The organism is Streptomyces sp. NPDC001231 (assembly GCF_042896885.1).
Taxonomy (GTDB): Bacteria; Actinomycetota; Actinomycetes; order Streptomycetales; family Streptomycetaceae; genus Streptomyces.
On record NZ_JBIAXS010000019.1, the window covers coordinates 61,660 to 83,353 of the forward strand.

Here is a 21,694-nt window from a genome sequence, read left to right on the forward strand (position 1 = left end):
TCGCCGGTTGGTGGTTGGAGCGAGCCCCGTATTGATCTCCCTGAGGGTGCCCTTGCCCGGACACGGGCTCCAGGGTCGCGAAGATGGTGAACTGACGGTGCGTCTGCACACCGTCCCGGCTGACTTCGCGCACCTCCGACACCACGGCGTGCAGGCCCACCCTGCTGCCGACGAGGACGGCGGCCGGAAAACGGACCACCTCCGCCTCGTCCAGGGCTTCGCCGTGGGCGGCGAGGGGGACGGCGCGATCCTGATCGCCACCAAGCACGCCTCGCAACGCCGTCGTGCCGTGTCGGTGCGCTGACCTCCAATGTGGCCTTCCTGGTCGTCTCGGACAGGAGCGACGACGCCTTCAACTCCTACGGCTGGCGCATTCCGTTCCTGCCGGCGAGCACGGCGTTCCGGAACAGCCGCACGTCGGTCACCGGGCCGACTCCCCCGACACCGGTGTGATGGCGCGTACTCTCGGTTCGACCGACACATAGTCGACGTCACCGACCATGCGGACGTTGCCGCCCGGGGCCGTGTACGGGTTGATCCCGACGTCGATGACGACAGCACCCTCGCTGACGTACTCGGCTTTGATCAGACCCGCCTTGCCCGCGGCGACGATCAGAACGTCCGCCCGCCGGGTGTGCCGGCCGAGTCCGTTCGTCCTGTCCGCCCACTCGTCGACCGACTCGACGGCGGCCCGGAACACGGCGGCCTCGTCGATGTGGCGGGGCAGCGGGCGCAGCACAAGGACACCTGACACGCGCGGGTCGTCGTTCAGCTCGGTGATCACACCGATCACTTGTGCCTCGGTGGCGCCCCTCGGCGGACAGGTCGGTCACGTCCTCGACCAGGCGTTGCTGAGAGCGCGGGCGCAGGCCCGCCCGTCGATCACCTGGGCACTCATCAGTTCTGCGGCTCCTCCGCTGGATGGCCGTGGGCGGGCCGGTGAAGCTGCGCGATGCGGGCGCGTGTGCGGGCACGGCCGTCGCATGGGGGCTCTGTGCGCCGAATCCGGCGGGATGTGCGACAAGAGTCAGGACAGACGGGCCAGCCAGGCCTGCCGCCAGGCCTCGGTGCTGTCGAGGTCGTTGAACGTGAACACGTGGAAGCCCTGCAGGCGGTTGCCGGACATGCCGAAGGCGGGCGTGAGCCGCTCGATCAGCTTGTTCGGGCTGTAGCCCCCGGGCAGGAAGAAGCGCCAGAGCATGTTCTGCTGCTTCTTCAGGAAGCGGGCCGACGGGCCCAGGCCGAGCCCGGCCGAGACACGGATCAGCTTCTGGCGGCTGACCGCGCCGGGAATGCCGACCCGGACGGGCAGCTCGACCCCGGCTGCCCGCACTGTGCGTGCCCAACGGATCGTGGTGTCGGCATCGAAGCACAACTGGGTGATGACATGGCTCGCGTGAGGCGCCTTGGCCTGGAGCGCCTTCTCGATCAGCTCGTCGCTGATTCTGCCGTGCCCCTCGGGGTAGCCGCCGATCCCGATGGACGCGAAAGTCTGCCCCACGGACTGAAGGCCCTCAAGCAGACTCAGCGCGTCCGGGAAAGCACCCGCCGGTTCGGGGGCGTCGCCTGCGATGACGAAGAGCCGATCGACACCGGAGTCCCGCAGTCGCGACGCGATGTCGGTGAGGTGTGCCTCATCACGCACCAGGCGCGCCGCTATGTGCGGGGCGGCGCTGTAGCCGTGCTCGCTGAGCCGGACGGCCAGCTCGATCGTGGGCCCCAGGCCCTTGGCCTCGGTCGTCGTCACCGTGAGCGCCACGTCCTTCGGGACATGGGCCAGTACCTTCTCCTCCGTGCTCTTGAACGGCAGGATCTCGTACGAGGCGTTGCGCAGCGCGTCCGCCAACGCCGCGTTCGCCGGGCGGGCGAAGAAGCTGCCGGCGGTTCGGGAGGCGGGATCCTGCGCGGTTCTCGCGGACGTCATCACATGCTCCGTTGGTTGGTGCGGCGAAGTGGACGTGAAGGGGCTGGGCGTCCCTGCCTTCTTTGCGTGCGCGCGCGGCGCAATCCGTGCAGGCCTGGCTCAGGACCTGCTGCAACGCCAGAAGTCCACACCTCACCGCGGATCACGCGGATGACCTCATCGGCCCTTGGCGACCGTCGCGACCGGACCGGGACATGTGACGTAGACGAAAGCAACATATGGGCAATACGGGCGTAGCGGATATTTACAGCCCGGAAGTTCAGTGGGACTGCCGAGGCGGACTTTAACTCTGAACCCGCGTGGTCCCCAAGAACGACCCGGTCCTACCGGCCGAGGGTTGAAGATGGCGTGCGTGAGCTTGACCTGTGCACAGTCACGGGTTGTGCGACGCGGATCGCCCCACCCACCTTCAACCGGACCGTCAGAGGTGACCGTTGGATCATCTAACGTTCGGCGGCAGTGATGTCGACGCACCGTGCCGGAAGGAAGGCCGTGGGCACCTACCGACAGACCATCGTGGACTTGGACGCCTCAGCGGAAGAGGCCGTCGCGTGGGGCCAACGTGGCAGGAGCTGGCTGGAGGTGGAAGGGTTCACCCGCACGGCGCCGCGGCGGAACGGTGTGGTCCATCTGGCCGGGCCGCGTTGGAGGGAGGCCGTCGATCTGGTTTCTTGGGACTGGCGTGCCAGGATCAAGGAGTTGGAGGAGGAGCCGGGCGACGAGCTGCGGGTCGTCACGGGCCGTACGGTCTTCGTCGCCGGTCAGGGCGATCCCCCTTCCGCGATCTGCCCTCGCTGCCGGAGCGCCACCTCCGCTTGGTCCGGCGCGGTCATCGACACCTGGTACGCCACGGGCGCCGCCGACCTCGACTGCCCGGCTTGCACCCATCGCGCGCCGCTTCCCGACTGGGAGTGGACCAGCGACCACTTCGCCTTCGCCCACCTGGGCTTCCAGTTCGACAACTGGCCGCCCCTTGACCCGAACTTCACAGCCGTCTTCGGACGGGCGCTGAGCCACCGCATCCGAGTGGTCACGGGGAGGATATGAGCGACCAGGTAGTGGAGGAACTGGGACTTTTGAGCACGTTGCAGAAGTCGTCGGCGAACTCGTCTTCCGACTCCGCCGATGCACAGGTGGGGATGTGGATGGGATCTCGCCAGGGTGAACCTCAGCCGCGGCCGTATCAGTGTCATCGCCCGCTGCCGGCCATCCCCGTGGCAGACCACCAGACTCACCTCATGGATGCTGAGCCGGCCATCGACGCGGGGACCGCCATGCAGCGGATCGATCGTCTGTGCACGCGTGTCTGCCTCGGGCTGCGCGAGGACAGCCTCGTCTTCCAGGATGTGGTCGAGTTGGCCTGCGAACTGCTGGACTGGGGCCACTTCGGGGAGGCCGTGCGCGAGGTGGTGGAGCGCGACCCCGCACAGGTGCCCGCACCGGAGATGGCCGACCTCGCTCGGCGGATCCTCGAGGAGACCGGATTCGATCCCGGCTTCGAGCCGGCCCCGGAGCGACTCGCAGTCCTGCGGCAGGCCCTCCGCGTCGCCGCACGCGACCTGCCCACCGCCGGCATCGACGGCGAACCACGGCTGGTGCTCCTGGAGGACTCCACACCCGTGTCCGCCGGGATCGAACTTTCCGACGGCCGCCTCCTGGCCGGCGACGCCGGACTGGACGCACGCAGGGGCGACACGCCTGCGGGGGCGGTGACGGCGGTCGCCGAACTCATCCAGGACGACCTCATGAAGCGAACCTGGCAGGTCTGGCCGATCTGTTCCGACCACCGGTTGGGCCTTCATGCCGTCGCGCGTCAAGGCGCCGCCGTGTGGTGGTGTACCGGCGGCGACGGACACTTCGCGGCACTCATCGGTGAGCTGGCTCAGCGCGGGCACCGCTCCGAAACCGAGTGATCGCGTTCCTGTGGGAAGGCGCGGGAAGCCAGTCCCTGCCGCATGGCCACGTGAGGCTTTCGCCGGATTTTCGCAAGATCCGCAGGAACCGTCCGGTAACTCCGCCGGATCGACCGGCATCATGATCACGAAGGCGCCGTGCTCGCGCGGCCCCGGCGGGCGGAGCACGTCCGTTCCGGTCGGCAGAGGGCGCCCTCGGACCCGCCTCGCCGTTGCTACGAACGTTCGTCGTGCCGCCGTGGCGCTCTACACATGCGCTTCAGCGAGAGATTCGAAATGAAGACCTTGGACAACGCGGAGGCCGGCGCCCAGCCCGGGGCCGGGGACTCCGGCAAGCCCCAGCGGCGCGGTGTGCCCCCGCTCGCTCCGGTACTGCTGCTGGCGCTGGTCGGGCTGCTGGCCGTCCTGTGGCTGCCGCTGGGCGTGGTGGTACGCCTGGCCGCGCTGGTGCTGCTCTGGACCTCGCCGTACTGGACGGTGCGCGACAAGTCACTCGCGACATTCGTCGCGGTCGTGCTGACGGCCGCGCAGGATGCGTTCACGTACTACGTCGACCCGGCCGGCGTGACCCCGCAGCGGATGGCGGCCGGGGCGGAGATCCTCCTGCCCGCGCTCGCCGCGGGCAGGCTGTGGCGCACCAAGCGCTGACGCCTCGCCGCCGCCCCGGCCTCCTTCCGGCCCGTTCGCGCCGGGGAGAGCCATCACCGGGGCAAGCCGAAATCCCGACGTGGGGATCACGGTCTACGGCTCATGTGTCAGCAGCTCCAATCCTTGTCGAGATCGAGCTGCTCGCGGCGCTGGGTGAAGGAGAACCAGTTGCCGGAATCGTCACGGAAGATGGCCTCGGTGCCGTACGGCCGTTCCTGCGGTTCCTGCAGGAACTCCACGCCGCGTGCCTTCATCGCCCGGTAGTCGGCATGGATGTCGTCGGTGGCGAATACGCCCGCGCCCAGTACGCCCTTGGCGATCAGCTTCTTCAGTTCCTCGGCGGACTCGGGGTCGAGCGCGGGCGGGCCCGGGACCATCAGCGTGAGTTCGAGATCCGGCTGGTCTTTGGCGCCGACGGTGAGCCAGCGCATCCCGGCCTCGCCCATCGTCATGTCGACACGGACTTCGAGTCCCAGCTTCTCGGTGTAGAACGCCCTGGCCCGGTCGTGGTCGAGGACCCAGACGTTGGCGATCGACAAGCCCTTGATCATGGTTGACTCCCTGTGCTCGGGGGGCGCCTCTCACCCACGCGCTGCAACCAACGTAGTTACCGCCGCCTCACGGGGCTTCTCCAAAGTTGCGCTCTTCGGTGCCGCGCTCCAGTAGTCCCTTGAAACTTCCGTGCCAGAGCAGCGCATAACACCCGGGAATCAGTGCCGCTCCCTGCCCGACATGCCGGGCACGGTACTCACTCGGGGTGAGGCCGGTGTGCTTCTTGAAGCTCGACGAGAAGGATCCCAGGCTGGTGAAGCCCACCAGCGTGCAGATCTCGGTGACCGACAGGTCGGCGGTGCGCAGCAGGTCCTCCGCGCGCTCGATGCGGCGGCGGCTCAGATACTGCCCCGGTGTCTGCCCGTACACATCCCGGAAGACGCGGACGAAGTGGTAGCGCGAGTACCCGGCGTGTGCGGCGAGCGCGTCCAGGTCGATGGGTTCGGCCCAATCACGGTCCATGGCGTCCTTGGCCAGACGGAGCCGCCGCAACTGCGAAAGCTGGGCGTCGGACGTCGAGGCCGGCGTGGTACTCACCCAGCGATGGTGACACATCCCCTCACGGCCGCCCCGGACGGGCTGATCCACAGGTCGACCACCGGCACTGCGTGCAGCGCTTGCTCACCGGCGCGCGTTGAGCCGGGCGGCCTGGCGTGTCAGGTGGTCGCGTTCGGCGAGGTTGGGGGCCTTGTGAGCCGCCTCGGCATACAGCCGGGCCGCCGTTGTCAGGTCGCCGTCGCGTTCGTGCAGGTACGCCGCGACCGCCGCGTGGCGGGGCAGTGCGTCGTCCAGCACCGCGAGTGCCGCCAGGCCGGCGCGCGGTCCGTCGGCCTCGCCGACGGCGACGGCGCGGTTGAGCCGGACGACCGGGCTGTCGGTCAGGCGCGTGAGCTCGTCGTACCACTCGACGATCTGGACCCAGTCGGTCTCCTCGGCGGTGGGCGCGTCGGCGTGGAGTGCGGCGATGGCGGCCTGGGCCTGGAACTCGCCCAGCCGGTCGCGGGCGAGGGCCGACTGCAGGATCTCGATGCCCTCGGCGATGGACTCGGTGTCCCACCGGCCGCGGTCCTGCTCGGCGAGCGGTACCAGGCTGCCGTCGGGTGCGGTACGGCTGGCGCGCCGGGCGTGGTGGAGCAGCATGAGGGCGAGCAGCCCCGCCACCTCGGGGTGGTCGATCGCGGTCGCGAGCTGCCGGGTGAGCCGGATGGCCTCGGCGGCGAGGTCGACGTCGCCGGAGTAGCCCTCGTTGAAGACCAAGTAGAGGACGCGCAGCACGGTGGCGACGTCGCCGGGCCGGTCGAACCGTACGCCGGAGACGGTGCGCTTGGCGCGGCTGATGCGCTGCGCCATGGTCGCCTCGGGCACCAGGTAGGCCTGGGCGATCTGCCGGGTGGTCAGCCCGCCGACGGCGCGCAGCGTGAGCGCGACCGCCGACGACGGCGTCAGCGACGGGTGGGCGCACAGGAAGTAGAGCTGGAGCGTGTCGTCCACCGCGGGCGCGGGCCCGGGTGCCGGCTCCTCGTCGACGAGGTCCTCCCGTCGGCGGCGGGCGGCGTCCGCGCGGGTCGCGTCGAGGAAGCGGCGCCAGGCCACGGTGACCAGCCAGCCCTTGGGGTCCCTCGGAGGGCCGGCCGGCCAGACGCGGACGGCCTCGACCAGCGCGTCCTGCACGGCGTCCTCGGCCGCCGCGAAGTCGGCTCCGCGGCGGACGAGGATCCCGAGCACGCTCGGCGTGAGGCTCCGGAGCAGGGCCTCGTTCATCGGGGAGGTCACTCCGTGATGGTGGGCGGCGTGGCCAGGAACGGGCGCACCTCGAGCCACTCGTGGATCGGCTTTCCGCCCGCTCCGGGAGCGGCCGACAGTTCCCCGGCCAGCTCGATGGCGCGCTCGTAGCTGTCGACGTCGATCACCATCCAGCCGGCGATGAGGTCCTTGGTCTCGGCGAACGGGCCGTCGGTGACCGGCGGGCGCCCCTCACCGTCGGACCGGACCCAGGCTCCCTCGGGGGCGAGCGCCTGACCGTCGACGAACTCGCCGGTCTTCTCGAGCCGGGCCGCGAAGTCGTTCATGTACTGCACGTGGGCCGAGATCTCCTGCGGCGTCCACTGGTCCATCGGCACGTCGTTGACCGCGCTCGGAGCGCCTCGGTAGTGCTTGAGCAGCAGGTACTTCGCCATGGTGGTTCTCCTCGGTGCTGGTGCGACCCATTGTCGTCGCGTTCACCCCGGGGACGGAGCCGGTCACGGGTTCTCGACATCGTCGTCGGATCTTTTTCGGGTTCTCATGGACGAGCCTGTGTGGAGCTCCCGGTTCTGCTGGAACCCGTCGAGCTTGCCCTCGCCCTGAACATGACACCCAGGACGGCCTTGATCACGCCCTGGCGCCGGACTCAGGGCAGGATGGAGTCGACGTAGCCGCCGTCGACGCGCAGGGCGCCGCCGGTGGTGGCGGAGGCGTGGGGCGAGGCGAGGTAGACGACCATGTTGGCGATCTCCTCGGGCTCGATGAGCCGCCGCAGCAGGGACTGGGGGCGGTGCTTGACCATGAACTCGCGCTGCGCCTCGTCCCAGGGCAGCTCGTCGCCGACGAGCTCGCGGACGAATCCCTCGACGCCGCCGGTGTGGGTCGGTCCGGCGATGACGGAGTTGACGGTGACGCCGGTGCCGGCGGCGTCCTTGGCGAACCCGCGGCTGACGGCGAGCAGCGCGGTCTTCGTCATGCCGTAGTGGATCATCTCGGCGGGGATGGCCACGGCCGAGTCGCTGGCGAGGTTGAGGACGCGCCCCCAGCCCCGTTCCTTCATTCCGGGCAGACAGGCGCGGATGAGCCGGACGGCGGAGAGGACGTTGACTTCGAAGTAGCGGCGCCACTCGGCGTCGTCGATCTCCAGCGGAGCGGCGGAGCCGAAGATGCCTAGGTTGTTGACGAGGATGTCGACCGTGGGCACGGCCTCCAGTACGGCGGCGGCGCCCTGCTCCGTCGCCAGGTCGCCCGCGGCGCCGGTGACGTCGTCGCTGCCGGAGTCGGCGCGTACGGTGCGGACGGCCTCCGCGACGCGCTCCTCACCGCGGCCGTTGACGACGACGCGGGCGCCCGCGCGGGCGAGGCCGGTGGCGATGGCGTGGCCGATGCCCTGGGTGGAGCCGGTGACCAGAGCAGTGCGGCCGGAGAGAGCGATCTGCATGATGCGTTCCCGTCGTTGAGGCGGTGGAGCTGCTGCGGCGGTGTCGGTGTCCCCGGGTGCCCGTCCGCCGTGGACGGGCACCCGGGGACGTTCGGGGTCAGTTGAGGGTGTCGGGGTCCGGGCCGGTACGCAGACCACGGTCGAGGTCCGTGAGGGCGGCCATGTCGGCGTCGGTGAGCTCGAAGCCGAAGACATCGAGGTTCTGCCGGATGCGGTCGGGGGTGACGGACTTGGGGATCACGATGTTGCCGGTCTGGAGGTGCCAGCGCAGCACGACCTGCGCCGGGGTTACGCCATACGCCTCGGCGACTCGCACGATCGCCTCGTCCCCGAGGACCGCGCCCTGGGCCAGGGGGCTCCAGGCCTCGGTGGCGATCCCGTGCTCGGCGTGGAAGGCGCGCAGCGCGGTCTGCTGGAGGCCGGGGTGAAGTTCCACCTGGTTGACCGCCGGGGTGATGCCGGTGTGTTCCATGAGCCGCCGCAGGTGGGGGATCCGGAAGTTCGAGACGCCGATGGCGCGGGCACGCCCGTCGGCGAGGATCTTCTCCAGCGCCTTGTAGGTCTCCACGTACAGGTCACGGGCCGGGGTGGGCCAGTGGACGAGGTAGAGGTCGACGTGGTCGAGGCCGAGCTTGTCCAGGGAGGCGTCGAACGCGGCCAGGGCCCGGTCGTGGCCCTGGTCCTCGTTCCACAGCTTGGTCGTGACGAACAGCTCCTCGCGGGGCAGGCCTCAGGCGGCGATGGCCTTGCCGACACCGCGCTCGTTGCCGTAGATCGCGGCGGTGTCGATGCTGCGGTAGCCGGCCGCCAAGGCGCTGGTGACCGCGGCGGTGGTCTCCTCGTCGGGGACCTGGAAGACGCCGAAGCCCAACTGGGGCATGGTCACACCGTTGTTGAGCGTCACGTTCGGCACGGAAGTCATGGGGGGTTCCTTTCCTCGGTACTGCTGGGTGCGGGGGATCAGGAGCGGACGGCTGCCGCGGCGGCGGGAGCGGTGCCGTGGTCGGACGCGGCGGCGTGGGCGGCCGTGTGGTCCGTGACCGCGGCGGGGTCGGGGTTCGCCGGGGCGGAGGCCGCGGTGGTGCGGGTGGGCCGCAGTTCGAGCCGGTGCGAGATGACGGCCAGCACCAGAGCGGCAGCGGCCAGGACGGCCCCGACGGCGTTGGGCGCGGTGTAGCCGAGGCCGGCGGAGATCACCAGGCCGCCCAGCCAGGCGGACAGGGCGTTGCCCAGGTTGAAGGCGCCGATGTTGGCCGCCGAGGCCAGCGTCGGCGCGCCGTGGGCATGATCGAGGACGCGCTTCTGGAGCGGCGGGACGGTGGCGAAGCCGAGAGCGCCGATGAGGAAGACGGCCGCGACGGACGCGGCCTTGACGGAGGCCAGGAAGGTGAACAGCAGCAGGACCAGTGCCAGGCCGCCCAGTGCGGTGTAGAGCATGGGCATGAGCCTGCGGTCCGCGAAACGGCCGCCGATCAGGTTGCCTGCCACCATGCCCAGCCCGAAAACCACCATCAGCCAGGTGACGGAGGATCCGGCGAAGCCGCCGACCTCGGTCATCATCGGCGCGATGTAGGTGATCGCGGCGAACACGCCTCCGAAGCCGAGGACCGTCATGGCCATGGCCAGGATGACCTGGGTGTTCCTGAAGGCGGCGACCTCGTGCCGCAGCCGCACTCCCTCCGGCTTGGGCAGGTCGGGTACGAGCTTGGCCACGCCGGCCAGGCCGAGTACGCCGAGGGCGGCGACGAGCAGGAAGGTCACGCGCCAGCCGGCGTTCTGGCCCACGTACGTGCCCAGGGGCACGCCGACGACGTTGGCCACGGTCAGACCGGTGAACATCATGGAGATGGCGCCGGCCTTCTTCTCGGGGGCCACCAGTTCGGCGGCGACGACGGAGCCGATGCCGAAGAAGGCTCCGTGGGCCAGCGAGGCCACCACGCGGCCGATCAGCATGACGGCGAAGACCGGGGCGACGGCGGAGACGAGGTTGCCGAGGATGAACAGGCCCATGAGCAGCATGAGCATGTTCTTGCGGGAGATCCTGGTGCCGAGGACGGTCATGATCGGTGCGCCGATCATGACGCCGAGGGCATAGCCGGTGACCAGGAAGCCGGCCGTCGGTACGGACACGCCGAGGTCCGCGCCGACCTGGGGCAGCAGCCCCATGATCACGAATTCCGTGGTGCCGATTCCGAAGGCCCCTATGGCCAGGGCCAGCAGTGCGAGCGGCATGACGAGGGTCCTTTGACGTACAAAGTCAGATTGCGCAAGCGCCTTACGTGCGTCAACAATAATTGCACACGCTGACTAACGGCAAACGCGGGCAGAGTGAACGGCTGGTCGGCGCTCTCGCTGCTGCACGGACGCATCGAGAGCAGGGTCGAACGCGCGCTTCGGACCGCACACCGGTTGAGCGCGCGCGAATACGCACTGCTGGACGTACTGAGCCGCCGGCACGACGGTGCGGGCGGGCACCTCCAGATGCGGCAGGTCGCCGACTCCGTCGCCCTCGGCCAGAGCGCCACCACGCGGCTGGTGACCCGGCTGGAGGACCGCGGGCTGCTCTCGCGCCACCCGTGCCCCACCGACCGCCGCGGCATCTGCACCGAGGTCACCGACGACGGCCTGCGCCTGCTGGAGGAGGCCCGCCCCACCCACAGCACGGCCCTGTGCGAGGCCCTCGACCAGGCGCCACCGAGCCCGTGCTCACACCCCTGGTCCACGCCGTCCAGCAACCGCAGGGCGGCGTCCAGCCGGTATGACCTGACGCCGCCTGCGATGACGCTATGAAGGGGTCCCGCGCCCGATCCTGCTCACGACCTCTGTTCGAGGACGTCCACGGCCAGCTTCCGCACCGCGGTGTCGTCGACCTCGATGCCGAGCCCCGGACCGTCGGGCACCCGCGCCGTCCCGTTCTCGATCGTCACCGTCGGCCCCGCGTAGGGCGATTCGACGAACTGACGGCCGTTCAGATCCACGGGTGTGTCGAGCCCGTAGGCCGCGAAGAGGTGCAGCGAGGCGGCGAGCCCCACGTCCGAGTCGGTGAGCCCCGACCCCATGAGCTGTACGCCGCAGTCCTCGGCCAGTGCGCACAGCCGCCGTGAGAGCGTGAGCCCGCCGCTGCGCTGCACCTTGGCGATGGCGATGTCGACGGCCTCGAGACGGACGAACGTCGCCAGGTCGGTGGGGTGGCGCAGGCTCTCGTCGAGCGCGACCGGGATCGGCGAGCCGTCCCGGAGCCTGCGCAGTCCGGCGATGTCGTTGGCGGGCAGCGGCTGTTCGAAGGCGGTCACCCCGAGTCCGGCCAGGCGGGCGGACATGCGCAGCGCGGCCGGCACGGTGTACGCCTGGTTGGCGTCCACCCACAACGGGGCTCCGGCCGGGGCGTGTTCGCGCACGGCCGCCACCACGGCCGCGTCCGTCTCCTCGTCGTGCAGCCCCACCTTCACCTTGAACGCCCGGTAGCCCTCGTCCACGCCCTCCGCCACGCTGTCGCCGACCTCCGCCGGCGACTGGCCGGAGACGACCCAGCCCAGCTCGATCGTCTCCCGGCGCCGCTGCCCCCACAGCGTGCCCAGCGGCACGCCGGCCGCCCGGCCGAGCAGGTCGTGCAGCGCGACGTCGACCGCTCCCTTGGCCAGCGGGGCGCCGATGGTGAAGCCCCGGTTGACGGCCCGGTCGAACGCGGCGTCCACGCCGTCGAGGTCCCAGGCCGGGCGCCCGAGGACCGCCGGCGCGAGATAGCGGTCGACGGTCGTGACGATCGACTCCGCGGTCTCGTAGGTCCACGCGGGGATCGGCGTCGCCTCGCCCCAGCCGTGCACGCCGTCGGCGTCGACCCGTACCAGGACGCGGATGCTGGGCCGGCCGGCCACGGCCACCGCGCCGCCGGAGACTCCGAAGGAGCGCCGGGTGGGCAGGGCGACGGCGTACGTGGTGACGCGGTCGATGGTCAGATCGCCGAGCGGGAGCCGAAGCGGTGTCATGGGCGGTCCTTCCGTCTGAAGTGACTGAAGTGGTTTGCCGTTACGAGCCGGGTCTGGCGTACGCCCGGGCAGTCGGTGGGAGGCCCGGGAGCCGGTGCGCGGCCCCGGAGCCCGTGCGCGGCCCGGGAGTCGGTGCGCGGCCCCGGAGGCCGTGCGCGGCCCTGGAGTCGGTGGGCGGCCCCGGCGCCCGGGCGCGGCCGGGCGCGCGACGTCACCCCCGTCCCGGCGGCGCCGTGCCGCCTCGCCAGGGGGCCGTGCTGCCCCGCAGCAGGACCTCGCCCGCGATGCGCTCCACGCGCGAGCGCCGCCCCCGCGGCTCGCGCAGCGCCAGGTCCAGGACGGTCTCCCCCATCCTTGCGAGCGGCAGCGCGACCGTGGTCAGCGGCGGGGTGAGGTCCCGGACGATCGGCACGTCGTCGAAGCCCGCGAGCGAGAGGTCCTCCGGTACCCGGAGCCCGCTTTCGCGCAGTGCCGCCAGCGCCCCGACGGCCATCACGTCCGTGACGGCGAAGACGCAACTCGCCCTGAGGCCCCGGGCGAGCAGTTCGGCGGTCGCGGCGTATCCGCCCTCACGCGTGAACGCGCCCTCGACCACCTGGTCGGCGGCCAGCCGGATCGAGTGCTCGGCCAGCGCGTCGCGGAAGCCGCGCAGCCGGTCGGCGACCGTCGTCAGGGACGGCGGGCCGGTCAGCACCGCGAACTCCCGGTGCCCCAGACCGATCAGGGCCCTGGCCAGTTCCGCCGCCCCGGCCCGGTTCTCCGGCAGCACGGTGTCCACCCGCAGGCTGCGGTGGCGGCTGACGACGGCGACCCGGCCGCCGCCGGACACGTACGGCCCCAGTTCCGCGGCCATCGACCGCTCCCAGTCCGCGTCCTCGAAGCCGGAGCCGATGAGCAGGACGGCGCGGGCGCGGTGGGCGCGCAGCGTCGAGACGTAGGCGACCTCACGGGCGGGTTCGCGGAAGGTGCTCGCCAGCATCACCATGAGGTGCCGGGCGGCGGCGGCGCGCATCACACCACTGGCTATGGCGGAGAAGTACGGGTCGCCGACGTCGTGGCAGATGACTCCGACGACGGAACTCTGGGCGCTCGCGAGCGCCTGCGCATGGGCGTTGGGGATGTAGCCGAGGTGCTCCGCGGCGAGCAGCACGCGCGAGCGCAGGTCCTCGCGGACCCGTGCGGTGCCGTTGAGTGCCCGCGAGGCGGTGGCCGCGGAGACCCCGGCGGTACGGGCGACGGCATCCAGGGTCACGTGCGCCCGTGCCCGTTCGGGCCGTTCGGGTACAGGCGCGTTGTCTCGGCTTACGGGTCGGTTCACGGCACCCCCAGATCGCACAGGGCCACGGGCGCGGCGAGGTCCGGAAACCTCTTGACGCCCTATTGACCATTCGTACGCGCTGTCCCTAACGTGGCAGAGCATAGCAGAAAGCGCTTTCTGGAAGCGTTTTCCGATACTACCAGGCGTTTCACCAACCCCCCACGGCTCCTTTCCCGGCACGACCCGACGTCAGAGGAGTTCACTCATGAGCCAGAGCGCCATCCGCCGAACTCCCGCTCCCCCGGCGGGAGTCAAGGAGCGCGCGCAGCGCGGCGCGGCCGAACGGCTCGGCGAGGCGGTGGAGCGGTCGTGGCGGCCGTTCGCCCTGCTCCTCGCCTGCCTCGTCGCCTGGTGGGCCGTCTCAGCCGCCAACCTGGTCGAGTCGTACCTGGTGCCGTCGCCGGGCGCGACCCTGGACCTGATGGCCACCAAGAGCGGCTACCTCTGGCACCACAGCTGGGTGACCACGTACGAGACGCTGCTGGGCTTTGTGATCGCGGTCGGCGTCGGCGTCCTCGCGGCCGTGGTGATGGTCTACTCGTCGACCGTCGAGAGGACGCTGTATCCCATCCTGCTGTTCGCCCAGGTGATCCCGAAGATCGCCATCGCGCCGCTGTTCGTGGTCTGGTTGGGCTTCGGCATCGCGCCGAAGATCCTCATCGCCGTGCTCATCGCCTTCTTCCCGGTGGTCATCTCCATGGTGACCGGCCTGAAGTCGGTGGACCCCGAGATGATCCAGCTCTCCCAGACCATGGGCGCGAGCGCGCTGCAGACCTTCGTCAAGATCCGCTTCCCGGCGTCGTTCCCGCACCTGTTCTCCGGTCTGAAGGTGGCCGTCACGCTGGCGGTCACCGGTGCGGTCGTCGGCGAGTTCGTCGGTGCCAACGAAGGTCTCGGCTATGTGATCCTCCAGGCCAACGGCAATCTCGACACCCCGATGCTCTTCGCCGGGCTCCTGGTGATGTCGCTGATCGGTGTCGTCCTCTTCGTGATCGTGGAAATCGCCGAGAAGCTCCTGCTCCCCTGGCACGCCAGCCGCCGGGGCGACGCCGTCAGCACCGCGTACTGAGGCAACTTCCCGCTCCCGCTCCGAGAAGGGCCGAACCATGCACCTGCGCAGACTGCCCACCGTCCTCGTCCCGCTGCTGCTGTTCGCCACCGCCTGCGGCGGCGAGGCCTCGGACAAGACCACGAGCGCGTCGGGCAAGGAACTCGACAAGGTCACGCTCACGCTGAACTGGTATCCCTACGGCGAGCACGCGCCGTTCTACTACGGCAAGCAGCAGAAGATCTACGAGAAGCACGGCATCGACCTCCAGATCCGGGCCGGACAGGGCTCGCAGAAGACCGTGCAGGCCACTGCCGCCGGGCAGACCGACTTCGGCTGGGCGGACACCCCGGCCGTCCTCGCGGGCGTGGACCAGGGAGTCAAGGTCAAGAGCCTGGGCGTGTTCCTTCAAACCACCCCGGCGTCCGTGCAGTTCTTCGCCGACAAGGGCATCGACAAACCCTCGGACATCAAGGGCAGGACGATCGCGGGAACCGCCGGTGACGCCCTGTCCAGGACCTTCCCGGTCTTCCTCGAGAAGAACGGGATCGCCGAGTCCGACGTGAAGATCCAGAACACCGACCCGGCCGGCAAGATCGCCGCGGTGATCTCCGGCCAGACCGACGCGCTGCTCGGATACGCCAGCGACCAGGGCCCCACCATGCAGAACAAGGCCGGCAAGAAGGTCTCCTACCTGCGCTTCTCCGAGCATGGGCTCAACTTCTACTCCAACGGCCTCATCGCCGGGCAGCGCACCCTCAAGAGCGATCCCGACCTGGCCAAGCGCATGGCCCAGGCCACCAGCGAGGCGTGGGCCGCGGCGGAGAAGAGCCCGGGCCCCGCCGTCGCCTCGATGGCGGGCGCCTCCGGCCAACTGCCGCCCGAGAAGGTCCTGTCCGACCAGTTCGCCACCACGCTGACCCTGCTGCACACCGACGCCACCCAGGGCAGGGCCCCGGGCGTCAACACCGAGGCGGACTGGCAGAAGACCGTCGACCTCTTCGCCCAGGTCGGCATGGTCCGCAACGCCAAGCCGGTCTCGGAGTACTGGGACACCAGCGCGGCCCCGAAGGGATGACTGTGGCAGAGAAGACCATCCGCACGCCGCGAGCGGACGCCGGCCGGAAGCCGTCCGCGGCCGAGTCGTCCACGGCCGTCGAACTCGACGCGGTGCAGGTGCGGTTCCGTACGAAGAAGAGGGACGTCACCGCCCTGCGGGACGTCTCGCTCGACGTCGCGCCCGGTGAGTTCGTCGCCATCGTCGGACCGTCCGGGTGCGGCAAGTCGACCCTGCTCAAGCTCGTCGCGGGCCTGCTGCGGGCGTCCTCGGGCGCCGTCCGGCTGCACGGCGAGGACGTCACCGCGCCCCGCCCCGACATCGGGTACGTCTTCCAGCGTGCCGCGCTGCTCGAATGGCGCACGGTCCGGCGGAACATACTTCTCCAGGCCGAGATGCGGAAGATGCCCGCCGACCGGGCCCGTGCCCGTGCCGGCGAACTCATCGAGATGACCGGCCTGACCGGCTTCGAGGACGCCTACCCGCACGAACTGTCCGGCGGCATGCAGCAGCGCGTGGCGCTGTGCCGAGCGCTGCTGCACGAGCCACCGGTGCTGCTCATGGACGAGCCCTTCGGCGCCCTCGACGCGCTCACCCGCGAGCAGATGAACGTCGAACTGAACCGCATCTGGCGGGAGACCGGCACCACCGTCCTGCTGGTCACCCACTCGATCTCCGAAGCGGCCTACCTGGCGGACCGCGTGGCGGTGATGAGCGCACGGCCCGGCACGATCACCGAGGTCATCGACGTCGGCCTGCCGCCGGAACGTGACTACACCGACACCATGAGCCGCCCGGAGTTCCGCCGCGCCACGTCCCGCATCCGAACCCTGCTCGGCGCGGCCTCGGCGGCCGACTGAGGGGCGCCGAACTTCCGCCCCGGCGCGACCTGGCGGTGTCTTCGGCCTCGGCTGCCGAAGGCACCGCCCCTTTTGCGACGGGGGACGCGACCGGCCCGGCCGGACCGGTGCGGCATGTATGCACAGGCCGTCGGCGGCGCACGGCCCGCAGCCGCGCGGGCGGCCCGGTCCGGAGCGGACGTAACGGCTTGCGCTCCCCTGCCGGGTCGTCGTCGACGAGCGGGGTGAGCCGATCCGTTCCGGCGCACGCGCCGCAGGTGTGGACCGGGCCGCCCGGGCCGGAGCCGGCTTCGGTTCCGGCCCGGCTCTCGCGGCGAGCAGTCCTCGGGACCGCTGGGGCAGAGGTCCCGCGCACCGGTGGAATCCACGGCCGTGGTGAGACCAGCCGTGTCGCCCCGGCCGCGCTCGTCGTCCCGCCGGCCCACGCGGGCGGGCTCTTCGGCCGTGAGGACGGCCGGCCGGTCGTACGACGAGTCGGGCACCGGCCGCGGCGGCAACGACCCGTCGCCGGGCTCCGTCCCGCAGCCGGACGGGGACGAGAACCCTCTGCCGCCGGGACGGCGACGCCCCGTGGTCTGCCGGGAGTTGGACCGGACAGGCCACGGGGTCGCAGGCCGCGGGTCAGAAGCGCACGTTCCGCAGGTACTCGTAGCTGGTGCGGGCCGAGGCGAAGGGGTCGGCCGGGCTGTCGTGTTCGACCAGCCACTGCTTGACGCCGCCTCGGCGCGCCGAGCCGAACATGTGGGGGAAGTCCAGGACGCCGGAGCCGACGTCGGCGAAGTCGCCGTTCGGGGCCATGTCCTTGACGTGCAGGGCCGGGAAGCGGTGCCGGTTCTCGGTGAAGTATTCGGCCGGGTCCTTGGCACCGCCCTTCGCCGCCCAGTACAGGTCCAGCTCGAAGCCGACGAGGTGCGGATCGGTCTCCGCGAGGAGGATGTCGTACAGCATCTGCCCGTTGACCGTCCTGTGGTCCGGCTCGTGATTGTGGAACAGCACCTTCAGCCCGGCCCCGCGGGCCGTCAGCCCCGCCTGGTTCAGCTTGCGCGCGGCCTCCCGGTAGCCATCCGGAGAGAGCAGGGAGCTCGGCAGGCTCGGTACGACGATCCACTTCCCGCCGAGCGTACGGACGTCCTCGAGGGCCTGCGGCAGACCGCTGCCGGTGACCGTTTCGTATCCGACGTGTTCGAGGACCGCCTTCAGGCCCGTCGCGTCCAGCATCCGCCGTATGTCGGCGGCGCTGTGCCCGTGGCGGCCGCTCACTCCGACGGTCGCGTAGCCGATGGCCGCCAGCTTCTCGAGGGTGCCCTCGAAGTCCCGCGCCAGCGGGTCGCGCATGGTGTACAGGTGCATGCCGATCGCGCTCGGCGGGATCCGCCGCGTCTGCCCGGTCTCGGCCGAGGTACTCGCGGCAGGGCCGGTCGCCGCACTCGCCGCGCCGGCCGTCGCCGCTGCCGCCGCGGCGCCGAGCAGGCCGCCGAGGAACAACCGCCGGCCGGGTCCGGGCGCGTGCGCGGACTTCGATCCCATGTTGCGCGTTGCGTGCCGTTGTGCGCCGTCCATGTGCTGTCGCCTCCGATGAGGGGTGGGTTGGTGGGGAGCGAAGAAGGTTGGTCGCCGTGTGGCCTTGCGCGGTGGCCGGGCTCCTTCGGGCCCGGCCACCGGCCTGTGCGGCGGGGGCCGCACAGGCCGCACGCCCCGGACCGTCAGCTCACGCTGATCCGGACCGCTCCTGTTGTCGTGTGTCCCTTGTCGTCGGTGACGGTGAGGTGGGCGGTGTAGCTGCCCTTGCGGGCGTAGGTGTGCTGGACCGTCGCCGTGTCCGACGTCTTGCTGCCGTCACCGAAGTCCCAGTGGTAGGACTTCACGGTCCGCCCGGCCTGAAGGCTCGCCGTGCCCTTGAGCGACACGGCCAGCGGCGCGGCGCCCTGCGACGGCGAGGCCGTGACCGCCACGCTGCCCGCGGGCCGCTGCTGGACGCCGGGACCGTTGAAGTGCAGCCAGTCCAGAGCCAGCAGATCCGCCTTGTCGGCCGTCCACTCCGGGTTGCGGAAGACGACGTACAGCTTCGTCGTCCCGCCCGGGTCGGCCAGATCGACCGTCGGCGAGACGAGGTTGCCCCAGCCACCGGTACTGGGGATGTGGGCCGTGCCGAGGAGCTTCCCGGTGGGCGAGCCCGCCCGGAACTCCACGTCACCGCCGATGCCACCGGACGCCGCGCCGACGGTCACCGAGTCGATGCCCTTCAGGTGAACCGGGTCGAGGCTGATCCAGTCGCCGTCCTCGATCTCGACGAGCCGCTTGCCGCCGGAGGCGTCGGCCCGGTCCCCGATCTGAGCGCCGCCGTTGGCGCCGCCGGTGGCGGTGTAGTGCTCGGCCTCGCGGAACGCGGGACGCAGCGTCAGCGCCGCGGAGCCGGTGAGGGCCGGCGCGCCCGGGGCGCCCTTGTCCTCGTACTGCGCGCTGATCCCGGCGTACAGGTTCTGGCCCGGGCCGTGGCTGTCACCGGTGTCGGTCACGATCTCGCCCTCGCACCCGGTGTAGTTGTCCAGCGGGTGCAGGTGCGTGTCGTGGCCGAGCTGGGACTGCACGACCACGCGCTCGCAGTCGATCGTGCCGTCCTCCGGGTCCTTGACCTTGACCCTGAAGGGAATGGTGTCACCGAAGGTGAACATCCCGCCGTTCGGCGGCTGTTGGATCGTCACCTCGGGCCGGGTGTTGCCGACGGTGATCTCCTTCACCGCCGCGGCCTCCAGCCCGCCGGGACCGGTGACCGTGAGACGGGCGGTGAACACACCCTTGTCGCGGTAGGTGTGCGTGGGGTTGGCCTCGGTCGAGTCGACGGTCCCGTTCCCGTCGAAGTCCCAGGCGTACGTCACGGGCTTCCCGTCCGGCACGCCCGACCCCTCGCTGGAGAACTTCACCGTCAGCGGCGCGGGACCGTTGTCCGGGCCGGCCGCCGCCTTCGCGGTCGGCAGCCGTCCGTCCTGGACGTAGTCGATGCGGTAGATGCCCGACCCCTCGTTGCTGCCGCCGCGCCCGGTTCCGCTGCCGAGACCGAAGTCGATCACGTACAGGGCGCCGTCGGGGCCGAACTCCGCCTCGAAGGGCTGGTTCCACTTCATGTCCGCGAAGACGGAGTTGATCGACAGCAGTTCGCCCTTCTCGGCGTCCGGGAAGCGGGAGTTCTCGAAGGACTGGTCCTGCTGCTGGAACGAGAAGGTCTTGAACCACTGACGCGTCAGCTCGTAGGTGAACCACTTCTTGTCGAAGTAGGCGGGGAACTTGGCCTTGTACGGGTTGTCCTCGTCGTACGCGTAGACGGGCCCGCCCATCGGGCCGCCGCCGCCCGCCCCGAGCTCGGGGAACTCCTTCGAGGCCGAGTACGCGTACCACACCACCGCCGGCTGGGCGGGCGGCAGTTCACGCACGCCGGTGTTGTTCGGCGAGTCGTTCACGAGCGCGCCGCAGTCGAACTTCGGACCGGACTTCTTCGTCGCGAAGTCGTAGTCGTTGAACGGGATGTTGTCGCCGATGCAGTACGGCCAGCCGAGGTTGCCGGCCTTGGTGACCCGGTTGAACTCGACCGTGCCCTCGGGACCGCGGTCGGGCACCTCCTGCTTGGCGTCCGGACCGTAGTCGCCGATCATCAGCGCGTCGTCGTGCGGATCGATGGTGATCCGGAACGGGTTGCGCATCCCCATCACGTAGATCTCGGGGCGGGTCTTGTCCGTCCCGGGTGCGAAGAGGTTGCCTTCGGGCACGGTGTAGGTGCCGTCGTCCTCCGGGTGGATGCGCAGGACCTTGCCACGCAGGTCGTTGGTGTTGCCCGCGGTGCCCTGCGCGTCCCAGGCACGGCGGCCCTCGCGCTCGTCGATCGGGGCGAAGGCGTCGGACTCGAACGGGTCGGTGTTGTCGCCCGTCGCCGCGTACAGGTTGCCCTTGGTGTCCATGGCGAGTGAGCCCGCCATGTGCGAGTTGGCCCGGCCCTCGCCGCGCCAGGTCGGGATCGTCAGCAGCCGCTTCTCGGACGCCGGGTCGACGGTGGAGCCGGACACGGTGAAGCGGGAGAGGTTGAGGCGCTTCTCGGTCTTGTCCGAGTAGAGCAGGTACAGCCGGTTGTTGTCCGCGAAGTGGCGGTCCAGGGCGAGGCCGAGCAGTCCGTCGGACTGGCTGGTCATCTCGGGGGTGTACTCGAAGTCCAGGGCGGTGGTGACCTTCAGGTTCTCCTGGTCGACGATCTTCAGCTTGCCGGTGCGCTCGATGAAGAAGACCCTGCGGTCGGGCGCGACGGCCAGCTCGAACGGGTCGGCCAGGCCGTCGGTGACCAGCGGACTGCGCTGGAAACTGCCGGTCTTGGTGGCGGAGCAGTCGCCGGGCCTGGCCCCGGCCGCCCACTCGATGCCGCCGAGGAGGTGCTTGACGAACAGCGGCTCGGAGAAGGCGGAGGGGTCGTGGCCGCCGGCGGTGAACCAGGACCGGCCGCCGTCGTAGTTCTGGCACCAGGACCACGGGTGGTCGACGCCCTGGGTCAGGCCGGTGATGCCGTCACGCTGCTTGATCTGCGCGAGCGTGTGGACCTTGCCGGTGGGGTTGAGGCGCCAGTTGTACCACTCCTCGGTGCGCTCCCACAGGTCCGGGAGTCCCTCGGTGGAAGGGTGCGCCTGGTCGAGCACCTTGATCCGGCCGGTCTGGACGGCCGGGTGCTGGTCGAAGACCGCGCCGACCAGGTCCCCGTACCAGTCCCAGTCGCGCTCGCTGGCGGAGGCCGAGTGCAGGCCGACCCAGCCGCCACCGCCGCGGATGTACTTCTGGAGAGCGGCGCGCTGGTCGGCGTCGAGCAGGTCGCCGGACTCGGGCGTGGAGTTGGTGTTGTTGAAGACGATCGCCTGGAAGCGGGAGAGGTTGGCGTCGGTGAAGGCAGTCGAGTCGTCGGTCGCCTCGACCTCGAAGTTGTTCTCCGCTGCCATCTTCTTGATCGCCTCGACACCGGCGGGGATCGAGTCGTGACGGAAGTTGGTCACCTTGGAGAAGACCAGGACCCGGAACTGCGGGTCGGCGTGCGCCGGTGGCGACGCGGCCACGGCCCAGGCGAGAAGGAGGGCGAGAAGTACGGCGAGGACGGGAAGGGGGGACCGAGTGCTGCGGACCAGTGGACTCATGGCGCTCCCGGTGCGAGTGAGAAAACTGCCTACGGGACATGGAAA

At 70.5% G+C, this 21,694-nt stretch carries 19 protein-coding genes and 3 pseudogenes; 8 read left to right on the top strand and 14 right to left on the bottom strand.

What is annotated here, in order from left to right:
* Nucleotides 1-97 precede the first annotated feature (97 nt).
* On the top strand, nt 98-304 hold the full coding sequence (locus tag ACFY3J_RS23020; RefSeq protein ID WP_384183937.1) for a hypothetical protein: 207 nt from the start codon (nt 98-100) through the stop codon (nt 302-304).
* Nucleotides 305-421: 117 nt separating this feature from the next.
* Here the strand turns inward: ACFY3J_RS23020 and ACFY3J_RS23025 are convergent, their stop codons facing one another.
* From ACFY3J_RS23025 to ACFY3J_RS23035, 3 genes and pseudogenes are all read right to left on the bottom strand, one after another.
* Nucleotides 422-700 carry a hypothetical protein gene (locus ACFY3J_RS23025; RefSeq protein ID WP_390841686.1) on the bottom strand — a complete coding sequence of 93 codons (279 nt, stop codon included), beginning with the start codon at nt 698-700 and terminating at the stop codon, nt 422-424.
* Nucleotides 701-802, bottom strand: a pseudogene (locus tag ACFY3J_RS23030) (tetrahydrofolate dehydrogenase/cyclohydrolase catalytic domain-containing protein); the annotation flags it as partial.
* Between the two features lie 225 nt (nt 803-1,027).
* Complete coding sequence (locus ACFY3J_RS23035) at nt 1,028-1,924, bottom strand: methylenetetrahydrofolate reductase (protein ID WP_384183939.1); 897 nt, start codon at nt 1,922-1,924, stop codon at nt 1,028-1,030.
* A gap of 492 nt (nt 1,925-2,416) precedes the next feature.
* Between ACFY3J_RS23035 and ACFY3J_RS23040 the strand changes: the two genes are divergently transcribed.
* The 3 genes from ACFY3J_RS23040 (at nt 2,417) to ACFY3J_RS23050 (ending at nt 4,485) form a co-directional block, all read left to right on the top strand.
* Nucleotides 2,417-2,971, top strand: coding sequence for a hypothetical protein (locus ACFY3J_RS23040; protein WP_390841655.1), 555 nt, complete (start codon nt 2,417-2,419; stop codon nt 2,969-2,971).
* Nucleotides 2,972-3,162: 191 nt separating this feature from the next.
* The gene (locus ACFY3J_RS23045) at nt 3,163-3,837 is read left to right on the top strand and encodes a hypothetical protein (protein ID WP_384183943.1); all 675 of its coding nucleotides are present in this window, start codon (nt 3,163-3,165) and stop codon (nt 3,835-3,837) included.
* A 276-nt stretch (nt 3,838-4,113) separates the two neighbouring features.
* Entirely contained in the window at nt 4,114-4,485 is a 372-nt protein-coding gene (locus tag ACFY3J_RS23050; RefSeq protein WP_384183946.1) for a hypothetical protein, read from the top strand.
* A gap of 107 nt (nt 4,486-4,592) precedes the next feature.
* Here the strand turns inward: ACFY3J_RS23050 and ACFY3J_RS23055 are convergent, their stop codons facing one another.
* The 7 genes and pseudogenes from ACFY3J_RS23055 to ACFY3J_RS23085 all read right to left on the bottom strand — a co-directional run bounded on the left by ACFY3J_RS23055 (nt 4,593) and on the right by ACFY3J_RS23085 (nt 10,453).
* On the bottom strand, nt 4,593-5,036 hold the full coding sequence (locus ACFY3J_RS23055) for a VOC family protein (RefSeq protein WP_225078822.1): 444 nt from the start codon (nt 5,034-5,036) through the stop codon (nt 4,593-4,595).
* Nucleotides 5,037-5,103: 67 nt separating this feature from the next.
* Complete coding sequence (locus tag ACFY3J_RS23060; RefSeq protein WP_225078871.1) at nt 5,104-5,499, bottom strand: helix-turn-helix transcriptional regulator; 396 nt, start codon at nt 5,497-5,499, stop codon at nt 5,104-5,106.
* A 159-nt stretch (nt 5,500-5,658) separates the two neighbouring features.
* Nucleotides 5,659-6,798 carry an RNA polymerase sigma factor gene (locus tag ACFY3J_RS23065; RefSeq protein ID WP_384184173.1) on the bottom strand — a complete coding sequence of 380 codons (1,140 nt, stop codon included), beginning with the start codon at nt 6,796-6,798 and terminating at the stop codon, nt 5,659-5,661.
* A gap of 8 nt (nt 6,799-6,806) precedes the next feature.
* The gene (locus ACFY3J_RS23070; protein WP_384183951.1) at nt 6,807-7,214 is read right to left on the bottom strand and encodes a YciI family protein; all 408 of its coding nucleotides are present in this window, start codon (nt 7,212-7,214) and stop codon (nt 6,807-6,809) included.
* A 212-nt stretch (nt 7,215-7,426) separates the two neighbouring features.
* Nucleotides 7,427-8,221: an SDR family NAD(P)-dependent oxidoreductase gene (locus ACFY3J_RS23075; RefSeq protein ID WP_384183954.1), complete on the bottom strand. Its 795-nt coding sequence runs from the start codon at nt 8,219-8,221 to the stop codon at nt 7,427-7,429.
* 97 nt (nt 8,222-8,318) lie between these two features.
* Nucleotides 8,319-9,143, bottom strand: a pseudogene (locus ACFY3J_RS23080) (aldo/keto reductase).
* 38 nt (nt 9,144-9,181) lie between these two features.
* Nucleotides 9,182-10,453, bottom strand: coding sequence for an MFS transporter (locus tag ACFY3J_RS23085; protein ID WP_390841656.1), 1,272 nt, complete (start codon nt 10,451-10,453; stop codon nt 9,182-9,184).
* A gap of 96 nt (nt 10,454-10,549) precedes the next feature.
* Between ACFY3J_RS23085 and ACFY3J_RS23090 the strand changes: the two are divergent.
* Nucleotides 10,550-10,983, top strand: a pseudogene (locus tag ACFY3J_RS23090) (MarR family winged helix-turn-helix transcriptional regulator).
* A 51-nt stretch (nt 10,984-11,034) separates the two neighbouring features.
* Here the strand turns inward: ACFY3J_RS23090 and ACFY3J_RS23095 are convergent.
* Nucleotides 11,035-12,207, bottom strand: coding sequence for a mandelate racemase/muconate lactonizing enzyme family protein (locus ACFY3J_RS23095; protein ID WP_390841657.1), 1,173 nt, complete (start codon nt 12,205-12,207; stop codon nt 11,035-11,037).
* 211 nt (nt 12,208-12,418) lie between these two features.
* The gene (locus tag ACFY3J_RS23100; protein WP_384183967.1) at nt 12,419-13,459 is read right to left on the bottom strand and encodes a LacI family DNA-binding transcriptional regulator; all 1,041 of its coding nucleotides are present in this window, start codon (nt 13,457-13,459) and stop codon (nt 12,419-12,421) included.
* Nucleotides 13,460-13,730: 271 nt separating this feature from the next.
* On the opposite strand from ACFY3J_RS23100, the gene ACFY3J_RS23105 reads away from it, so the two are divergent.
* From ACFY3J_RS23105 to ACFY3J_RS23115, 3 genes are read left to right on the top strand one after another with little or no spacing between them, the layout of a single operon-like run.
* Entirely contained in the window at nt 13,731-14,594 is an 864-nt protein-coding gene (locus ACFY3J_RS23105; protein WP_384183970.1) for an ABC transporter permease, read from the top strand.
* A 37-nt stretch (nt 14,595-14,631) separates the two neighbouring features.
* Nucleotides 14,632-15,651, top strand: a complete 1,020-nt coding sequence (locus ACFY3J_RS23110; protein ID WP_384183973.1) for an ABC transporter substrate-binding protein — start codon at nt 14,632-14,634, stop codon at nt 15,649-15,651.
* Entirely contained in the window at nt 15,648-16,490 is an 843-nt protein-coding gene (locus tag ACFY3J_RS23115) for an ABC transporter ATP-binding protein (RefSeq protein ID WP_384183976.1), read from the top strand. Before ACFY3J_RS23110 ends, ACFY3J_RS23115 begins: the two co-directional genes overlap by 4 nt.
* 621 nt (nt 16,491-17,111) lie before the next feature.
* Here the strand turns inward: ACFY3J_RS23115 and ACFY3J_RS23120 are convergent.
* Together ACFY3J_RS23120 and ACFY3J_RS23125 are read right to left on the bottom strand one after the other, a co-directional pair.
* On the bottom strand, nt 17,112-18,017 hold the full coding sequence (locus tag ACFY3J_RS23120; RefSeq protein ID WP_384183978.1) for a sugar phosphate isomerase/epimerase family protein: 906 nt from the start codon (nt 18,015-18,017) through the stop codon (nt 17,112-17,114).
* 176 nt (nt 18,018-18,193) lie between these two features.
* Nucleotides 18,194-21,649 (bottom strand): ThuA domain-containing protein, encoded by a 3,456-nt coding sequence (locus ACFY3J_RS23125; RefSeq protein WP_384183981.1) that lies wholly within the window; start codon nt 21,647-21,649, stop codon nt 18,194-18,196.
* Nucleotides 21,650-21,694: the final 45 nt, after the last annotated feature.